Origin of the sequence: Bradyrhizobium sp. YCK136 (assembly GCF_044570075.1) — a bacterium.
GTDB classification, from domain to species: domain Bacteria; phylum Pseudomonadota; class Alphaproteobacteria; order Rhizobiales; family Xanthobacteraceae; genus Bradyrhizobium; species Bradyrhizobium diazoefficiens.
Genome location: NZ_CP172424.1, coordinates 3186836 through 3203950, shown reverse-complemented (window position 1 = coordinate 3203950; position 17115 = coordinate 3186836). Strand labels below are relative to the sequence as shown.

The 17115-nt window shown below is 66.1% G+C and carries 14 protein-coding genes; 3 read left to right on the top strand and 11 right to left on the bottom strand.

What is annotated here, in order from left to right; all coding sequences use genetic code 11:
• Positions 1–60: 60 nt before the first annotated feature.
• A complete protein-coding gene (locus ACFLEY_RS14985) occupies positions 61–786 on the top strand; it encodes a Crp/Fnr family transcriptional regulator (protein WP_060908196.1) in 726 nt (241 codons plus the stop codon).
• Positions 787–796: 10 nt separating this feature from the next.
• Here the strand turns inward: ACFLEY_RS14985 and atzF are convergent, their stop codons facing one another.
• From atzF to flgB, 9 genes are all read right to left on the bottom strand, one after another.
• The gene (atzF, locus tag ACFLEY_RS14980; RefSeq protein ID WP_211433588.1) at positions 797–2182 is read right to left on the bottom strand and encodes an allophanate hydrolase; all 1386 of its coding nucleotides are present in this window, start codon (positions 2180–2182) and stop codon (positions 797–799) included.
• Between the two features lie 169 nt (positions 2183–2351).
• Positions 2352–3353, bottom strand: a complete 1002-nt coding sequence (locus ACFLEY_RS14975) for a Tim44 domain-containing protein (RefSeq protein ID WP_060908198.1) — start codon at positions 3351–3353, stop codon at positions 2352–2354.
• 471 nt (positions 3354–3824) lie between these two features.
• Positions 3825–6410 carry a cell cycle histidine kinase CckA gene (gene cckA / locus ACFLEY_RS14970; protein WP_060908199.1) on the bottom strand — a complete coding sequence of 862 codons (2586 nt, stop codon included), beginning with the start codon at positions 6408–6410 and terminating at the stop codon, positions 3825–3827.
• 154 nt (positions 6411–6564) lie between these two features.
• Positions 6565–7644 (bottom strand): flagellar biosynthesis protein FlhB, encoded by a 1080-nt coding sequence (flhB, locus tag ACFLEY_RS14965; protein WP_028173299.1) that lies wholly within the window; start codon positions 7642–7644, stop codon positions 6565–6567.
• Between the two features lie 7 nt (positions 7645–7651).
• The gene (fliR, locus tag ACFLEY_RS14960; RefSeq protein ID WP_011088554.1) at positions 7652–8422 is read right to left on the bottom strand and encodes a flagellar biosynthetic protein FliR; all 771 of its coding nucleotides are present in this window, start codon (positions 8420–8422) and stop codon (positions 7652–7654) included.
• 17 nt (positions 8423–8439) lie between these two features.
• Positions 8440–8703: a flagellar biosynthesis protein FliQ gene (gene fliQ, locus ACFLEY_RS14955; protein WP_011088555.1), complete on the bottom strand. Its 264-nt coding sequence runs from the start codon at positions 8701–8703 to the stop codon at positions 8440–8442.
• Between the two features lie 117 nt (positions 8704–8820).
• Complete coding sequence (gene fliE, locus ACFLEY_RS14950; RefSeq protein WP_011088556.1) at positions 8821–9129, bottom strand: flagellar hook-basal body complex protein FliE; 309 nt, start codon at positions 9127–9129, stop codon at positions 8821–8823.
• Positions 9130–9145: 16 nt separating this feature from the next.
• Positions 9146–9571 (bottom strand): flagellar basal body rod protein FlgC, encoded by a 426-nt coding sequence (flgC, locus tag ACFLEY_RS14945; protein ID WP_007602149.1) that lies wholly within the window; start codon positions 9569–9571, stop codon positions 9146–9148.
• A gap of 39 nt (positions 9572–9610) precedes the next feature.
• Positions 9611–10015 (bottom strand): flagellar basal body rod protein FlgB, encoded by a 405-nt coding sequence (flgB, locus tag ACFLEY_RS14940; RefSeq protein ID WP_060908200.1) that lies wholly within the window; start codon positions 10013–10015, stop codon positions 9611–9613.
• A gap of 351 nt (positions 10016–10366) precedes the next feature.
• On the opposite strand from flgB, the gene ACFLEY_RS14935 reads away from it, so the two are divergent.
• The gene (locus ACFLEY_RS14935) at positions 10367–11347 is read left to right on the top strand and encodes a flagellar biosynthetic protein FliO (protein ID WP_060908201.1); all 981 of its coding nucleotides are present in this window, start codon (positions 10367–10369) and stop codon (positions 11345–11347) included.
• Entirely contained in the window at positions 11344–12096 is a 753-nt protein-coding gene (fliP, locus tag ACFLEY_RS14930) for a flagellar type III secretion system pore protein FliP (protein ID WP_011088559.1), read from the top strand. Before ACFLEY_RS14935 ends, fliP begins: the two co-directional genes overlap by 4 nt.
• Positions 12097–12150: 54 nt before the next feature.
• Here fliP and ACFLEY_RS14925 read toward each other — a convergent pair whose 3' ends face one another.
• Together ACFLEY_RS14925 and ACFLEY_RS14920 are read right to left on the bottom strand one after the other, a co-directional pair.
• A complete protein-coding gene (locus ACFLEY_RS14925) occupies positions 12151–15918 on the bottom strand; it encodes a hypothetical protein (RefSeq protein ID WP_060912611.1) in 3768 nt (1255 codons plus the stop codon).
• Positions 15919–16224: 306 nt separating this feature from the next.
• Positions 16225–17088, bottom strand: coding sequence for a tetratricopeptide repeat protein (locus tag ACFLEY_RS14920; RefSeq protein WP_038967162.1), 864 nt, complete (start codon positions 17086–17088; stop codon positions 16225–16227).
• Positions 17089–17115: the final 27 nt, after the last annotated feature.

The window sequence follows — 17115 nt, the reverse complement described above, 5'->3', positions numbered from 1 at the left end:
CGGCAGCGCGCTGGCATGGTTCTTGAATAATCGATGCCGGGTCTCACAGTGGAGCCGGCGATGCACAGGGCGAATAGCGCGATAGCGGCAGGCGTGATGCTGGCCGAGTCGGACAATCTCGTCAGGCCGCTGCCCGGCTTGCTGGACGGTCTCAGCCGGGCCGATTGCAATCGGCTGCGTGCGATCGGACGCGAGAAGGCCCTGGAAGCCGGCCAACTCGTTTGGTCTCAGGGCGACACACAGGCCGGGATCTACCTGATCAGCGAGGGACGCATCCGCAGCTACTATGCGGCGCCGTCGGGGCGCGAGGTCACGCTCGCCTACTGGTTTCCCGGCAACTTCGTCGGCGGCCCCGATATATTCGGAACGGGCCCGCACATGTGGACATCGGTTGCGGCCGAACGCAGCCGGTTGACGTTCATGCCCGGACCGGCGCTGCGGCGGCTTGCGCTCGAATCGCCGACGATCGCCGTCGCCTTGCTGGATGCCCTGGCATTCAAGGCGCGATGCTATTCGGCGATGGCCCAGATGCTCGGGACGCGCTCGGTGACCGAGCGGCTGCACAGCCTGTTGATCTTCCTGTCGCACGTCTACGGCGTGAAGCGCGGCGGCGAGATCGTCGTCGGGATGCCGTTTACCCACGGCGATCTCGCCAATCTCATCGGCTCCACCCGCCAATGGGTAACAGTACAACTCGCGCGGCTCCAGGAGGAAGGCGTGATCAGGTACGACAGATCCGTGATTTCGATCCTGGCTCTTTCGACGCTCGGGCAAGGGATGGAATAATATCCGCCCTTCAGCCGCCAGACTTCAATTCGAAAGCCGCTCGGCCTGCACTGGCCTCGAACCGCCGCGCCAGTCCGATCAGCGCGCGATCATGCCAGGCCGGCGCCAGCAGGGTCACGCCCATGGGCATGCCGTTCGGCAATGTCGCGTTCGGAACCGCCACGCCGCAGAGATCGAGCAGATTGGCGAAGTACGAGTAGTAGCCGAGGCGATTGTTGAGCGTGATCGGATCGCGATCCATCTCCTCCAGCGTGAACGGCCGCGGTGCGGTCGGGACCACCAGCGCATCGATACCCGCAAAGATCGCCTCGGCGTCGCGGCGAAGTCGGTGCAACCGGTGAATGGCACCAAACGTGTCGATCGCTGAATAGCCGGCGGCTGAGCCCAGCACGGTCCTCGTGACGTCAAGCAGGGAGCCGGAATCGATGTCCATCAGCGAAGCGATGGCCGAGTGCCGCTCCGCGACCCAGGGCCCGCTGAACATCAACTCCCCGGCCTGGCGGAACGGGGCGAAGTCCACCTCGATCGCCGTTCCTCCGATCTGCGTGAAACGCTCGCAGGCGCGCTCATAGAGCTCGCCGCATTCCGGCATGCCGAAGCATTCGAGATCGGCGGACGCGATGCGGCCGAACCGGAACGATGGCACCGTCCCTGTGGCGAAGGAAAAGGCCCTGGGCACGCGGCTGTAGGGATCTTCGAAATCGAACCCCTCGATAATTTCGATGATCGCCTCGCCGTCGCTGACGGTATTGCAGAACACCGAGACGCAATCGATCGTCGGACAATTCGGCACCAGCCCGCGTGATGACACCAGCCCAACGGTCGGCTTGATTCCGACGATGTTGTTGAAGCCGGCAGGTATGCGGCCGGATCCGCCGGTATCGGTGCCGAGCGCGAACGCGACGTGCCCGGCCGCCACGGCGACCGCGGACCCGGAACTGGAGCCGCCCGAAACATAGCGCGCGTCGGCAACCGACGCGCAGGGGCCATAGGGCGAACGCGCGCCGGACAGGCCTGTGGCGAACTGGTCGAGATTGGTCTTTCCGAGACAAATTGCGCCGGCCGCGGTGAGGCGTTCGACGCTGTGAGCGGAATGCCAGGGCGTGTAGCTGAACGCCGGGCATGCGGCGGTGGTCGGCATTCCCTCGACGTCGATATTGTCCTTCACACCGAAGGGAATGCCGAGCAGCGGAAGATTTTCGCCCGTCCGCGCGCGCGCCACCAGCTTGCGGCATTCTTCCAGTGCCTCCTTCCGCGGGCGGAGATAGATCCAGCAATTGCGGTCGCGCTCGGCCTCGATCCGGTCATACGCCGTTTCGATCGCCTCCAGCGCCGATGACGAATTCCTGGCGATGGTTTCGTGATTTGTCCTGGAGCGCGCGACAGACTGACTCACCGAATATCTCCTTCGCTGACCGGCAGGCGCGAAATTGCGGGAGCTGCGCGCGGGCAACAAGCAATTAAGTGCTTCGCCCAAATGGTCGGCCGGATCGGGGATATATGCGGCTCAAAGAAAAAGGCGCCGTACCGAAGCACGACGCCCTGATTGTTCAATTCGCTCGCGATCAGTTGGTCTGCTGGATCGCCGACAATTCCCAGGTGCCGCCCGGGCGTCGGGCGAAGGTCCAGACTTCGGTGACCTCACCCGGCTGCTCGCTGCCGGCAACCACAGCGCCGGTGTTGCGGTCGAGCGTCTTGTCGGTGAGCGCGAAGCGCAGCGCCACCGTGGCGTAGTCGGTCTCGCCCTCGCGCCAGGCTTCCGCGAGGTCGCCCTGCAACAGCTTCACGTTCGTGACCTTGTTGACGACGTTGCGCGCGCGGTTCTGGCCGAGGTCCTGCTCGAAATAGGAGACCATTTCCGGCGTCGCGAGCGTGTGCAGCTTGGCCACGTCCTCGTTCGACCATGCGGTCTGGACATCGCCGAGCAGGCGCTCGAACGCCTCATAGTCGACCGGCTTGATCTCGAGCGGCGCGTTGTTGGCGCCGAAACCGAAGCCGCCGAGACCGCCACCGAGGCCGCTGCGATAGCTCGTCTGCGGTCCCGGACCGCTACCTGCATCAGCGTTGGCATAGGCCGCCTGCGGCGTGTGGCGGCGCTGCCACCACGACATCGCCAGCCGCACCACCAACACCACGAGCACGATCTGGATGATCAGGCCCAGGATCGACGACAGGCCGCCGAGGCCGCCGAACAGGCCGCCGCCGAACAGCATGCCCAAGAGGCCTGCGCCGAGGAAGCCGGCCGCAAGGCCGCCCAGGAAACCGCCGCCGCGGCCGAACAGGCCGCCGCGCGCGGGCGCGGTCGCGGCCGAATTCATGCCTGCGCCCGGCTGGGTGTAGGTGCGGTTGAACTGCGAGGTCGAGCCCGGCGCGGTCGTGGTTGACGGCGGCGCCGAATAGGTCCGCGAGCCGCGCGAACCCGACGACATGCCGCCACCGACGCGCGCGTCGGCGGACGAGATCGCCAGCGCTGTCGGCAGCGCAAGCGCCAGCACGACGGCGATCGTCTTGAAGAGACTGCGGGAGCGTTGCGAGAAATTCATGTTCGTTTCCCAAATCCCCGGCATGGGGACGTGCCCCTAAGATGGGCAGCCGGAGCGAAAAGTGAAGCCGGTTTCGGAACTTGTAGCTGCGGCCCTCAGTCGCGGGGATGTGGCAAAAGCCCATATTTGGCGGGGGTTTGGCCGGGCCGCGCGCGAAGGGCCATGGTCGCCCGTTACCGGCGGCCTTTAGGGCTAAAATTCCGCTTTTTCCTCGTCATTGAGCCCTTGCGACAAGGCAATCCAGTCTGGTTCCGCGGAGACAGTCTGGATTGCTTCGCCACGTTCGCAATGACGGTGTTGGGACAATTGCGCGCGGTCTCCTCGATGTCGTCCTGGCGAACGCCAGGACCCATTATCCCAAGAAGCGGTTTGGCGAAGACTGGTCGTTCCGGATTGGCCCCGCGCGCAATCGATGGATCACGCGGTATGGGTCCTGACGTTCGCCAGGACGACGGCGGAGATTGCCGCGCGGTGTGTGCATCCCACGCGCAACGCTCACCCCTGCTTCGTCATCGTCTCCTTCACCGCCGCCACGAGTTGGCTGAGCGTGAACGGCTTTGGCAGGAAGTCGAACTGCTGGCCCTCGGGCAAGCTCTTCTCGAACGCGTCCTCGGCGTAGCCGGAGACGAAGATGAACTTGATATCAGGGTTCTTCTCGCGCATCGCCTTCAGCAGCGTCGGGCCGTCCATCTCCGGCATCACCACGTCGGAGACGACGAGATCGATCGCACCGCTCTGCTCCTCCAGCATCTCCATGGCCTCGACGCCGTTCTCGGCCTCGACCACGGTGTAGCCGCGCGAGCGCAGGCCGCGTGCGTTGAGGGCGCGCAGGCCTTCTTCATCCTCGACGAGAAGGATCGTGCCTTGTCCGGTCAGATCGGTGCGCGGCTTCGCTTCGGCCGTGGCGGGAACGGCTTCCTTCGCGGCGCCATTGGCCGTGCTGACCACTGCCGCGGGCTGCTCGACCTGCACTTCCGGCTCGGCATGGTGGCGCGGCAGGAAGATGTGGAACGAGGTACCCTGCCCCGGCTCGGAGTCGACATAGATGAAGCCGCCGGTCTGCTTGACGATGCCGTAGACGGTGGAGAGGCCGAGGCCGGTGCCCTTGCCGACTTCCTTGGTCGAGAAGAACGGCTCGAAGATCTTGTCGCGGATGTCGGCGGGGATGCCGGTGCCGGTGTCGGCGACCTCGATCCGCACATAGTCCGCCGCCGGCATGCCCTTGTAGGCGAGCTTGCCCGCATCCTCGGTGGCGACGTTGGCGGTGCGGATGATCAGCTTGCCGCCGTCGGGCATGGCGTCGCGGGCGTTCACCGCGAGATTGACGATCACCTGCTCGAACTGGGAGACGTCGACCTTCATCGGCCAGAGGTCGCGGCCGTGGATCAGATCGAGCTTGACCTTCTCGCCGATCAGCCGGCGCAGCAGCATGGTGAGGTCGGAAAGCGCATCGCCGAGATCCAGCACCTGCGGGCGCAGCGTCTGCCGCCGCGAGAACGCGAGCAACTGCCGCACCAGTGTCGCGGCGCGCGTCGCGTTCTGCTTGATCTGCATGATGTCCTGGAACGACGGATCGGTCGGCTTGTGCGCGTTCAGCAGGAAGTCGTTCGCCATCATGATGGCGGACAGCACGTTGTTGAAGTCGTGGGCGATGCCGCCGGCGAGCTGGCCGACCGTCTCCATCTTCTGCGACTGGTTGATCTGGTTCTCCAGCGCGCGCCGCTCGGTGGTCTCGAGCATGTGCACGATGGCGGCTTCAGCGTCGTTCTCGGCAGCGTCGACCGGCGTGACGAAGAACTGGCCCCAGCGCTCCTTGGTTCCTTCCAGCGCCACCTCGACCGGCGCGATGTCGGCCTTGCCTTCGGCGGCCTGGTTGATGGCCGTGATCACCAGGTGGCGGTCACGTGAATTGATGGCGCGGAAGATCGACTTGCTGGCGCTGTCGAGGCCGAGGCCCTGCGCGAGCTTGGCGTAGCGCGCGTTCGCGCGCACGACGTTGCCGCCGCGGTCGACGGTGGCGATCGCCATCGGCGTGTGGTCGAAGAAGCGCATGAAACGCACTTCGGCGGCGCGGTCCGGATCGCTGCGCTCGTCGCGGGCGCGGCTGATCACGAGCGTGCGCGACGGCCCCGGCGCGCCGTCGGCCCCGAAGGCGAGCTTGTGATAGAGCCGCACCGGCATGGTCTTGCCGGTGCGCATGCGCAGGTCGATATCGAAGACCTCGGTCTTCACCTCGCCCGGCACCGCCACGATCGAGCTGAGCAGCGAAGCGCCATCGCCGGAGACGATGTCGGAGAGCTTCAGCCCGCCCGAGCCGATCTCGGCGAGGTCGTAATCGAGCCAGTTCGCCAGCGTCGCGTTGACGTAAGCGAGCTCGCCGGCCGGATTGACCGAGAAGAAGCCGCAAGGCGCGTGATCGAGATATTCGATCGCATGCTGGAGCTCCTGGAACACGTCCTCCTGGCGCTCGCGGTCGCGGGTGATGTCGGCGATCGACCACACCGCGTATTTCGCCTCGCGCTTTCCGGTGCCGAGCGGGCGCACCCGCATGCGCAGCCAGCGGCCCTGGCTGCCGTCATGGCCGGAGATGCGCACCTCTTCCTGCTGCCGCTTGCCTTCCCGGGCGGCCTTCAGCAGACGGAACACGGCTTCGGAGACGTCGGGATTGCCGATGAAGACGCGCTCGACGGGGCGCACGTCCTGCGGGCCCGTGGCACCGGTCAGGGTCAGATAGGCCGCGTTGGAATAGACCACATGGCCGCGCGGATCGGTCACGGCCAGCCCGTCGAAGCCATGATCGGCGATACGACCCACGACTGGATCGTCGAGACTGCGGTCGGCGAAGCGGATGATGCCGGCAGCGAAGGCGAACAGGTTGAACAGGCCGACCATCGCCAGCACGGCGAGGATACCGAGGATATAGGGCTGCGCCTGCGCACGGCCGAGCGTCATCAGCCCGACGGCGACCGCGACCAGGCCGGCGGCCACCAGCAGCACCAGCGCAATGCTGCCCGAGCGCGGCGAAGGCTCGTGCGCCGCAACGGGCTCGCGTGTGAGGTCGTGGTCGGTCTCAGCAGTCATCTCGAGCTGGCGCAGCCTGTCGGCAGAGAATCAACGCGCTGCGGCGCGCGTGGGGTCCTCCCTGCCTGAATCGGACCCGCAGGCGCAAGGGCAGCAAGGGCGAAAGGTACGCTGATTCCCAGATTACGGCCATTTCCGGTACTTTTCGGGTATTTTATCCCCGCCCGGCGCCGAATCCGCGCTTCAGCCGCATGACGTAGCCGATGACCTCGGCGACCGCATGGTAGTGCTCGGTCGGGATTTCCTGGTCGATCTCGACGGTGGCGTAGAGCGCACGGGCCAGCGGCACGTTCTCGACGATGGGGATGTCGTGCTCGCGCGCGATCTCCCTGATCTTGAAGGCGAGATTGTCGACGCCCTTGGCGACGCAGATCGGTGCCTGCATGCCGCGCTCGTAGGACAGCGCCACCGAATAGTGGGTCGGGTTGGTGATGATCACGGAGGCCTTGGGAACCGCCGCCATCATGCGCTTCTTGGCGCGCTGCTGCCGCAGCTGCCTGATCTTGCCCTTGATGTGCGGGTCGCCTTCGGACTGCTTGAACTCTTCCTTGATCTCCTGGAGCGACATCTTCTGCCGCTGGAACCAGCTTCGGTACTGGAAGAAGTAGTCGCCTATGGCGATGATCGCGAGCGCCGCGACCACCGCGCCGAGCAGGTGAATGGTCAAGCTGGTGGTGGCGCCGAGCATGGCGGCCGGATCGAGCCTGACCATCGCCTCCATGCGATGCCGCTCCGGCCACAGGATCGTGCCCATGACCACGCCGAGCACGATCAGCTTGCCGAGGCCTTTCAGGAAGTTCGCGGCCGCCTGCTTGCCGAAGATGCGCTTGAAACCGGCCGCGGGCGAGAGCTTGCTGAATTTGGGCTTGAGGGATTCGGCCGACCAGACCAAGCGGTGCTGGAGCATGTTGCCGGCGACGGCCGCCAGCACCAGCATCAGCAGGGGCACGCCGATCGCCGCAAGCACCGCGAATTCGATCTGCTGCAGCAGCGCAAGCAGGGCCCGGCCGTCGGTCTTGATCATCCAGGAATTGGCGAGCAGGTTGCGCATCGGCGTCACCAGCCCGCTGCCCACCGAGCCCGAGAAGGTCGAGACCACGAGCGTGCCGCCAGCGATCATGAACCAGGTGTTGATCTCCTGGCTCTTGGCGACGTCGCCGCGTTCGAGCGCCTCGTCGAGGCGTTTTTGCGTCGGGTCTTCTGTTTGGCTCTCTGGATCGTTGTCTTCCGCCATCGATCACCTACTTGAGCGGCATCATCTGGTGCATGACACCGATGAAATAGTCCAGAAAGGTGCCCATCATCGCGGTGAGCACCACGGCCAGCACCAGGAAGCCGGCGAAGATCGACAGCGGCACGCCGACGAAATAGACCTGCATCTGCGGCATCAGCCGCGCCAGCACCCCGAGCCCAATGTTGAAGACGAGGCCGAACACCAGGAACGGTCCGGAGAGCTGCAGGCCGAGGCGGAACGCGGCGGCGAAGGCGCGCGTTGCAAGCGAGGCGACATCGCCGCTAGACACGGTCTCGCCCGGCGAGAAGATCGCATAGCTGTCGTTCAGCGCCGCGATCACCAGGTGATGGCTGTCGGTGGCGAACAGCAGCGTCACCCCGAGCATGGTCAGGAAGTTGCCGACCAGCACGCCCTGCTGTCCCTGCGTCGGATCGACCGAGGTGACGAAGCCGAGCCCCATCTGCTGCGCGATCACGGAACCCGCAACCTGGAGCGCCGACAGCGTCACGCGCGCGGTTGCCCCCAGCACGATGCCGATCGCGATCTCATGCAACATCAGCACCAGAAGCGGCGCCAGCGAGCCCATGTCGACGTGATAGGCGCTGCGATGCAGCGGCAGGATGATCAGCGTGAGCAGGAGCGCGATCGACAGCTTCACCCGAGTCGGGATGTTGGTCTCGCCCAGGCCCGGCAACAGCATCACCATCGCGCCGACCCGGGCGAAGACGAGCATGAAGGCCGCCGCAAGCGCCGGCAGCAGCGAGACGTCGATGCGCATAATCTACGCATCTTGCCTCAGCCGCCGATGATTCGCGACGATATCCGCAGCATGTGGGCGTGGAGCGAGTCGGCCATGAACGGCAGCGCCAACAGCATTGTGGCGAAGATGGCCAGAATCTTCGGCACGTAGATCAGCGTCTGCTCCTGGATCTGCGTCAGCGCCTGGAACAGCGACACGATCACGCCGACCACGAGGCCGACCACCATCAGGGGCGACGACACGATCACGATCGTCCAGATCGCATCGCGCGCGACGTCGAGGGTCTCGGGTCCGGTCATTTTCGATTTCTCACTTTGAGTTGTTTGTCGTCATTCCGGGGCTCGCGAAGCGAGAACCCGAAATCTCGGGATTCCGGGTTCGGTGCTTCGCACCGCGCCGGAGTGACGCGCCAAAAATCAGATCGGCATCTTCATGATGTCTTCATACGCCGAGATCACGCGGTCGCGGACCGAGACCAGCGTGGAGACGGCAACGTCGGTGTCGGCGACCGCCGTCACCACGTCCATCACGTTGGCCTTGCCGGCCGCCATCGCCACGGTCTGCGCGTCGGACTTGCGGCCGGACTCCATGACGCTGCCGACGGCGTCCTTCAGGAGCGAGGCGAAGGACTGCCCGCTTGCTTCGCTGCCCTTGCCGGCGCCGCTGTTCTCCAGCACGCGGGCAAGGTTGGCATAGGCGTTGGCGGCAATTGTCGGTGATGCCATGGCTCAAATGTCCTGTTCAGCTCTTGAGGATGTCGAGCGTGCGCTGGATCATCCGGCGCGTCGCACTGATGATGTTGAGATTGGCCTCGTAGGACCGCTGCGCGTCGCGCATGTCGGTCATCTCGACCACCGAGTTCACGTTGGGATATTTGACGTTGCCGGTCGCATCGGCGGCCGGATTGTTCGGTTCGTATTTGGTGCGGAAGTTCGACTGGTCCGGCTTGATCCTGCCGAGGGTGACGACCTGCGCGTCGAGCGTGCGGTCGAGCGCGGAGGAGAAGGTCGGCACCTTGCGCCGGTAGGGATCGCCGCCTGCGGTCTGCGACGTCGAATCCGCGTTCGCGATGTTCTCTGAGATCACCCGCATGCGCCCGGCCTGCGCGCGCAGGCCGGAGGTCGCGATCGCCATCGAGCGGGCAAAGTCGCTGCTGTCATTGGCCATGATGCGCCTCCTCTAGCTCTTCTGTTCCGGGATCATGCTCTAGCCCTTGCCGATCGCGGTCTTGAGCAGACGCAGGCTTTTCGAATAGAGCGAGGTCGCCGCCGCGTAGTCCATCTGGTTGCTGGCGGCCTTCATCATCTCCTCTTCGAGATTGACGGCGTTGCCCGCAGGGCGGGTCTCGAAGCCGGCATTCCTGTTCTGGTCGAAACCCGAGGCCGCGCCCGATGGCGTCATGTGAGACGCGCTGGTGACGGTCATTGCCAGCGGGCCCATCGACCCCGTGACCGCGCCAGCCTTGTCGAGCTTCGGCTCGACCAGGTCGCGCGGCCGGAATTTGGGCGTGTCGGAATTGGAGACGTTCTCGGACAGGACGCGCTGGCGTTCCTGATGCCACTGCATCTTGGTGCGAAGCGCCGACAGCACCGGGAGGTCGTTGATGGACATCGTCGCGGCTCCTTCCGCCTCTTCCGGACCCAGGGTCCGAAGCTAGGCAGAATTTGCCGCCTGTATGGTTAACAGGTGGTTAAGGATGTCACAGATGCATGTCCCGGGCCGGGACACGGATTCGTTCCCCCGTGATTCTACGCCTCCAAAAGTGGCATTAACCCAACCGCTTGGCGGCGCATGCACAGGCCAAGAAGTCGTTTTGGATCGGGCGATTCATAGGTTATTAAGAGTTGGGGACGGCAAAACTTGCCGTGGGACGTTAAGAGAACGCAGTTTGGGGCATCGTAGGCCGGTGGTTGGCGCGTCTGACCATTGGCACGAGAAGAGCGCCATTTCTCGGGGACAAGTATGCAAGGCAGCCCTATCACCTTCATCGTCGCGTTCATCGTCGTTCTGGCGTTGATCGGCGTCGCTGCATGGCTGGTTCGCCGATTCGCCAGCAGCCGGCTCGGCGCCAACACCCAGCGCGGCCGGATGCCCCGGCTCGCCGTGATCGATGCTGCCGCCGTCGATGGCCGGCGCCGCCTGGTGCTGGTCCGGCGCGACAATGTCGAACACCTCCTGATGATCGGCGGCCCGACCGACATCGTCGTCGAGCCCAACATCGTGCGCGCCGCGCCCGGCCGCGACCAGCTTCCGCAGCGTCCCAACGCCGCCGAACCGCCGCGCCTTGCCCCGATGCCCGATGCCGGCAGCTGGGCCGACGAAGCGCCGCGGCCCGAAATGCTCGATCATCCTGAGCCGCAAATGCCCGAGCCGCCGCCGCGGCCCGCGCGCCCGTCCTTCGCCGACGAAGTCCGCCGGCCCGCGCCCGCACTGGCCGAACGCCGCAGCGAGCCGCCGCTGGCGGGCTTTCCGCCCGAGCCGATCGCGCCGCGTCCCGAGCGCGAGCCGCGGCCTGAGCCGCTGCCGCTGCCACCGCGCGTTGCCCGCAGCGAGCCGCCGCTGATGCCGCGTCCGCCGCGCCAAAGCGAGCCGGCGAAGGTGCCGCCCGTGCGCGCCGAGCGCGCGGTTGCGCCGCCACCTCCGCCCGTGCCGCAGGCTCCGCCCGTTCCGCCGCCGCCCCCCGCTCCTGCTGCGCCCTCGAGCGCCGAACAGAATCTGGCCGAAATGGCGCAGCGGTTAGAGGCTGCGCTGCGCCGCCCGGCCGGCGAAACGGTCGCTGCTCCGGTTGCGCCGGAGCCGCCGGCCGCTCCCCCGCGCGCCGCACGCAGCGAACCGCCGGCACCCCCGGCCCCGCCGCCGAAGCCCGCCCCGGAAAAGACCAGCTTTGAGAATCTCGAAGACGAGATGGCCTCCCTGCTCGGCCGTCCGAAGCCGTCTTCGTGAGGCTGCCGGCCCTCCCGCGTAGAGTTCTTTTTCTTTCTGTCCTGATCGGCGCGGCTTCGCTCGCAGGCCTGGCGCATGCGCAGGACATCAGCATCAATCTCGGCGGCCAGGGCGGCGGCGTCACCGAGCGCGCGATTCAGCTCATCGCGCTGCTCACGGTGCTGTCGATCGCGCCGTCGATCCTGATCATGATGACGTCGTTCACGCGCATCGTGGTCGTGCTGTCGCTCCTGCGCACCGCGATGGGCACGGCGACCGCGCCGCCGAACTCGGTGATCATCGCGCTCGCGATGTTCCTCACCTTCTTCGTGATGGGGCCGGTCCTGCAAAAATCCTACGACGAAGGCATCCGTCCGCTCGTCGCCAACCAGATCGGCGTCGAGGATGCGCTCCAGCGCGCCTCGGTCCCGTTGCGCGGCTTCATGCAGAAGAACGTGCGCGAGAAGGATCTCAAGCTGTTCCTCGACCTCTCCGGCGAGCCGCCGCCGGCCACCCCCGACGAGCTCGCGCTCCGCATCCTCATCCCCGCCTTCATGATCTCCGAGCTGAAGCGCGCCTTCGAGATCGGCTTCCTGCTGTTCCTGCCCTTCCTGATCATCGACCTCGTCGTCGCCTCCGTGCTGATGTCGATGGGCATGATGATGCTGCCGCCGGCAACGATATCGCTGCCGTTCAAGCTGATCTTCTTCGTCCTGGTCGACGGCTGGTCGCTGGTGGCTGGGAGCTTGGTGCAGAGCTACGGGGGATGAGGCAAAAGCCACCCTCAGGCGACGAAGCCGGACCTGTCTCGCGTCGCGAGATTGCTACCGCGTCATCTTGATCTGCCGCAGGGCGGGGATCTTCGGCAGCGAGCCGGTGTGGTCGGTCTCTTCCTTGGCCTGCGGCCCGGCTGGCGCGCGGGCGGTGGCGTCGGGGAAGCGCTGCTTCATCTCGCGCAGGAAGCCGTCGAGCGTGTCGACGCTCGCAGCCAGCTTGGCGATCTCGGCGAATTCGGCGCTGGAGGCCGCGGCCGGCTTGCTGGCGATGTCGAAGGCGAGACGGTCGGCGCTCTCGCTCATCAGCGGCGCGTATTTCTCGCGAAAGCGCGACAGGCCGATCGAATCGTCGGCGAGCGCGTAGCCGACGGCGGCGCGGATGATGTCGCTCTTCTCCACCGCATTGAGCGGCTTGAAGTCGCGGAAGCGCTCGCCGTAATAGAGCTCGATCTGCTCGGCGGACTCGCGCCAGCGCCGCGCCGCCCAGAAGATGTCGGAGCGCAGGCGGAGCACCTCGCGTCCGGAGACGTTGGAGACGATGTCGAGCGCGAGATCGTGCCGGCCGACGTCGCTCTGCGCCCGCGCCTCCAGCAGCAGACGCTGCTGCCTGAGCTCGCCGGAGAGATCGCTGATGCGGCTCGCGCGCAGCGCCGAGATCGCCATGTCCGGCCTGCGGTTGGCGAGATAGATCATGGAAAGACGCGCGGCGACCTGGGCGCGCGCGGCGCCTTCGAGGCGGTGGTCGACCTGGTATTGCAAGAGCTCGGCGGCCTGATCGAGCAGATCGATCGAGGCGAGACGGTCGGCGAGACGGCGGATCAGCTCGTCGCCGCGGCGGCCGATCGGCGTCAGCTCGCGGAACTCGTAGAACATCCCGAGCGCCTCGACCGGCGGCAGCTCGTCACCCTTGGGCCCCAGGAAGATCTGCGTGAACAGGTCGGAGGCGAGATCCTGCGCCTGGCGCGAGGCTTCCGCATTCGGCTGCAGCTTCGTCGCGGTGCGCGCCGCCGTGAGCGCGTCCCGGTAGCGCCCGTTCTCGGCATACATCTGCGACAGCATCTGGAGCGTCTTGACCTCGATCGCGTCGCCGCGCCAGGTCATCGACAGCGTCTCGAGCTCGCGCAGCGCGTCTTCCTTGCTGATCTCGTCGCGCTTCTGCCGCAACGCGATCTCGAGCTGCTTGGCCTCGGCCGCGGCCGGCCGGTCGCTCGAGGCGACCGCGAACTTGTAGTCGTCGAGCGCATCCTTGTCGTGGCCGAGCGCCTCGGCGAGCCTGCCGCGCAAAACGGCGAAGCCGGGCGCAGCCTCGGGCGATACGCCGACGATCTCGAGCTCGCTGCGCCGCTTGGAGGCGCCGGCATAGTCCTTCACCTCGAGCGAGGCGCGCATCGCGTCCATCGTCACGATGCGCTGGATGTCGAGCGGCAGCGAGGCGATCGCGAATTCGACGTTCTTGAACTTCTCGCGCGCGTCCGCCCATTTGCCCTGACGCGCATGGGCGAGCGCCTTCCAGAGCTGGGAGTCGTGGCTGTTGCCGATCACGGGATTGGCGAGGTCCTTCAGGCCCTGCGCCGGCCGGCCGATCAGGATGCTCGCGATCGCGTGCATGATCAGCGCGCCGCTCTCCTCCTTGTTGAGCGGATCGCTCAGCATCAATTCGGTCACGGCCTTGGCCTCGTGATACATCGCGCGTGACATGTAGAACTGCGCGAGGTCGAGCCGCGGCAGCGAGCGCAGCGCAGGCTCGACGGCCGAGATCGCCATGATCAGATCGCTCTGGCGCGTCATGAAGTTTTCCGACTGCCCCTTGCGCCAGGCTTCGGGGCTGAAGATCGGGCGCACCGCGGTCGGGGCGCGCTCGGCGGAGATGTCGACCGGCGACAACGTCAGTCCGCCCTTCTTGCCGAGAATGACCTTGTCGGATCCGACCTCGACGCCGACCTCGTCGGAGTTCGGCCGGATCGCGATGCCATGGGCGGATTCCAGCAGCGAGAGATCGACGAGGTCCTGACGCTTGATGAAGCCGCGCACCGGCCGCTGCGCGGTGACAACATAGAGCATGTCGCCGGCGTCGGGATCGGTGAGCTTGTGCAGCAGGCCCGGATTGGCGAAGGGAATCGCGATGTTGGCGAGCGCGGGATCGGTGATGTTGCGCGACATCATCAGCGGCAGCGGCGTCGCCTGGATCTTGTCGGCGAGCGTCAGCAGCCAGTTGGTCTCCTTGCCGACCTCCTCGCTCGTCAGCGAGTAGACCAGCGGCCGGGTGAGACGGATGCGTACCGCCTGCCCCTTGTCGAGGGGGATGCGGCCGACCTCGCCGATCATCGCCCCGCCCTTGGTCCGGATCGCCTCGACGTCGATCGGCTTCGGCGTGTCGAACACCAGCCAGACGGTATCGCCGCGGCGGAACGCCGCCGCAGGCGTTGTGACCTGAAGCGGGAACGTCACGCGCAAGCCGTCGCTGTCGCGGCGCGCATCGACGCTTGGTGCGGCCGGCTGCGGCGCGGCCGGCGCCTCGGCGGGCGCAGCTTTGGCTGCTTCCTTGACCGGCTCCTTCGCCGCTTCCTTCACGACCTCCTTGGGCGCCTCGACCATTGCCGGCTTGGCAGCCGCGGCCGGAGCTTCGGCAACAGGCGGGGTCGGCTTCGCGGCTTCCTTCGTCGCTTCCTTCGCCGCTTCCTTCGCCGCTTCCTTGGGCGCTTCCGCAGCGTGCGCAGCTTCGGCCGCGGGAGCCGCCGCCGGTTTCGGCGCTTCGGCGGCGGGCATCGCGGCAGGCGCTTCCGGCTTCACCTCGGGCTTGATATCGATCTTGGCTTCGCGCGCGATCGTCTCGGAGGTCGGCGGTGCGATCTCGCGATGGGCGTCCTTCTTCTCTGCCGCCGGCTTTTCCGCGGCCGGTGCCGGTCCATGGCCTTGGCTGGCAGGCTTGGCCTGCGCAATCGCGGCCTCCGGCGTCGCAGCCGTCTTGCCCCTGTCCGGCTGGAAGGAGACGTCAACGACGTAGTTCTTCTCGTCGCGGAAGGAGTGCACGTCGGAATCGCCGATCAGCGCGATCTCGACATTGGTCTGGTCGATGTCGGCCTTCTGCTTGATCGAGGCAACGTTCGGCGGCGCGGCGACCACCGCGTCGGCGAGGTCGAAACTGAGGTTGGCGTTGAAGGCGAGCGTGAGCTTCTGCTCGTTGAGCACGGAAGACACGCCGACGCCGTCGGGCATCTCGAACACGAAGCGTACGAAGGTCGGCTGCACCGAAGCGCGCACACGGATCTGCGGACGCTTCCTGGTCTCGGCTGCGGCGCGCTGCGCACGCAGCGCCCGTTCGGCGACGCGCGCACGCTCGGCGAGTTCCTTGACCACGTCCATGGGCAGGCTCGGCGGCGGCCCCTTCCAGCCCTCGGGCAAGAGGTCGATGAAGGTGCGCTCGCCGGCATTCATGGTGTTGACGGTGACGCGCCGCGCCAGCGAGAGGCGGATGGCGCCGCCGTCGGGATCGCGGCGGGCGGAGTTGACGTAGTCGGGCGCCCCCTCCGGAACCCGGTCGACGGGCACGTCGACCGGCCGGTCGAAACGGATGATGAGAATGGAGCCGGCCGTCGTGACCTCGGAGGGAACACCCTCGCCGAGCCTGATCACGAGACGCGCGAAGCCGCCGGCGGCCGAAAAACTGGCCTCGCCCCGGATCGAGTCCGCCCGCGCCGGGCTTGCGGCGATCAGGAGGATGGTTGCCAGCGCAGGTGCGTTGCGGACATGACGCGACAGCCCCCACGCCAGGGCGCGGGCTCGCGACACAAATCCAGCGGCAGCCTTCTGCGCCATTGGCGGCATTTCTTCCGGTTCGACGACCCATACCGGCACATGGCGCCGGCACATGGCGTCGAATGTAGGTTTTGCCAATTAAGGACTTGTTAATGCTGTAATGGCGACTTGATCCGGCTCAGCGCGTCGCGACACCTCGCGTGTGGGCTTAGGCGTTCGCGCTCCAAATCTGGAGAGCAAGTGGTTAAGGAGACGTTAACACCACGTCGTCACCGGCGCCGGGCGGGACCGGCGCGGCCCGGGCCGCAGCCTGCCGTCTCGACAAAATCCTCCACGATGATCGACGAGCCAGATCCAGTCGTGAACTCAGTCGCGACCGACGCCATAATGCGCGAACTCGTCGCCGATGTTGCCCTGAATCGTCTTTGCAGCCGAAATGTCGGAATCTCCGCCAATCGCGTCGCCCTGCTTCAGCTTGGCAAGCCCGCGGCCAAAAAGCGCGCTCGCCAATTCCGGGGCGGCTCGCAAGGCAGAATTGTAGTCGGCGATCGCCGCACCGAACTCACCCATCTTCAGGTGAATCAGCCCGCGCGAGTCGTACACGGCAGCACTGGTCGATCCGGATTGAAGCGCTCTGTCGCAGTCCTCCAGCGCGGCCTGCCAGGCACCAAGCACCGCCCGGGTCCAGCATCGTCCGCTCCGTGCGGCCTGCGAATCCGGCTGGAGACGAATGGCCTCGTCGTAGTCATGCGCCGCGCGCTGGTGGTCATTCTTCTTCAGATAGGCTCCGGCGCGGTTGACGAAGGCAGCGACATAGTCGGGATCGAGCTTGATCGCATCATCAAAGGCTTCGATCGCGAGCTCATACTCGCCTTTCCTCAAGTAAGCCACACCGCGGTTGTTGAAGGCCTTTGCGTATGTCGGCTTGAGCGCGATCGACTGATCGAAATCGCGGATGGCTTTGTCGTAGTCGCCCTTTGCGGTGTAGGCATTGCCGCGATTGTTATAGGCGATAGCCAGAGCTGCCGTCGTACCCTGACTCGCCTCTATGAAAGCCGTGCAGGCATCGATCCGGACATCGAGCGGGGTGGCACCCACCCCGTTGCACGGTTCAATATGACTGAGATAGTTGGTCTTCACCTTGGAATTCTGGGCCGCGACTGGCAAGCCAATCAACAGCAGGACGCCAAGCGCCACTCCGCTTTTTGCGACGGACGATCTTGGTTCCATGTCAGGCCCCCGTCCCCTGAGATCTGG

Bases quoted from the DNA above. Each gene is read 5' to 3' on its own strand.
- ACFLEY_RS14985 (WP_060908196.1), top strand. From the start codon at position 61: ATGCACAGGGCGAATAGCGCGATAGCGGCAGGCGTGATGCTGGCCGAG.
- ACFLEY_RS14975 (WP_060908198.1), bottom strand. From the start codon at position 3,353: ATGCCGGGGATTTGGGAAACGAACATGAATTTCTCGCAACGCTCCCGC.
- cckA (WP_060908199.1), bottom strand. From the start codon at position 6,410: ATGACTGCTGAGACCGACCACGACCTCACACGCGAGCCCGTTGCGGCG.
- flhB (WP_028173299.1), bottom strand. From the start codon at position 7,644: ATGGCGGAAGACAACGATCCAGAGAGCCAAACAGAAGACCCGACGCAA.
- fliR (WP_011088554.1), bottom strand. From the start codon at position 8,422: ATGCGCATCGACGTCTCGCTGCTGCCGGCGCTTGCGGCGGCCTTCATG.
- fliQ (WP_011088555.1), bottom strand. From the start codon at position 8,703: ATGACCGGACCCGAGACCCTCGACGTCGCGCGCGATGCGATCTGGACG.
- fliE (WP_011088556.1), bottom strand. From the start codon at position 9,129: ATGGCATCACCGACAATTGCCGCCAACGCCTATGCCAACCTTGCCCGC.
- flgC (WP_007602149.1), bottom strand. From the start codon at position 9,571: ATGGCCAATGACAGCAGCGACTTTGCCCGCTCGATGGCGATCGCGACC.
- flgB (WP_060908200.1), bottom strand. From the start codon at position 10,015: ATGTCCATCAACGACCTCCCGGTGCTGTCGGCGCTTCGCACCAAGATG.
- ACFLEY_RS14935 (WP_060908201.1), top strand. From the start codon at position 10,367: ATGCAAGGCAGCCCTATCACCTTCATCGTCGCGTTCATCGTCGTTCTG.
- ACFLEY_RS14925 (WP_060912611.1), bottom strand. From the start codon at position 15,918: ATGGCGCAGAAGGCTGCCGCTGGATTTGTGTCGCGAGCCCGCGCCCTG.
- ACFLEY_RS14920 (WP_038967162.1), bottom strand. From the start codon at position 17,088: ATGGAACCAAGATCGTCCGTCGCAAAAAGCGGAGTGGCGCTTGGCGTC.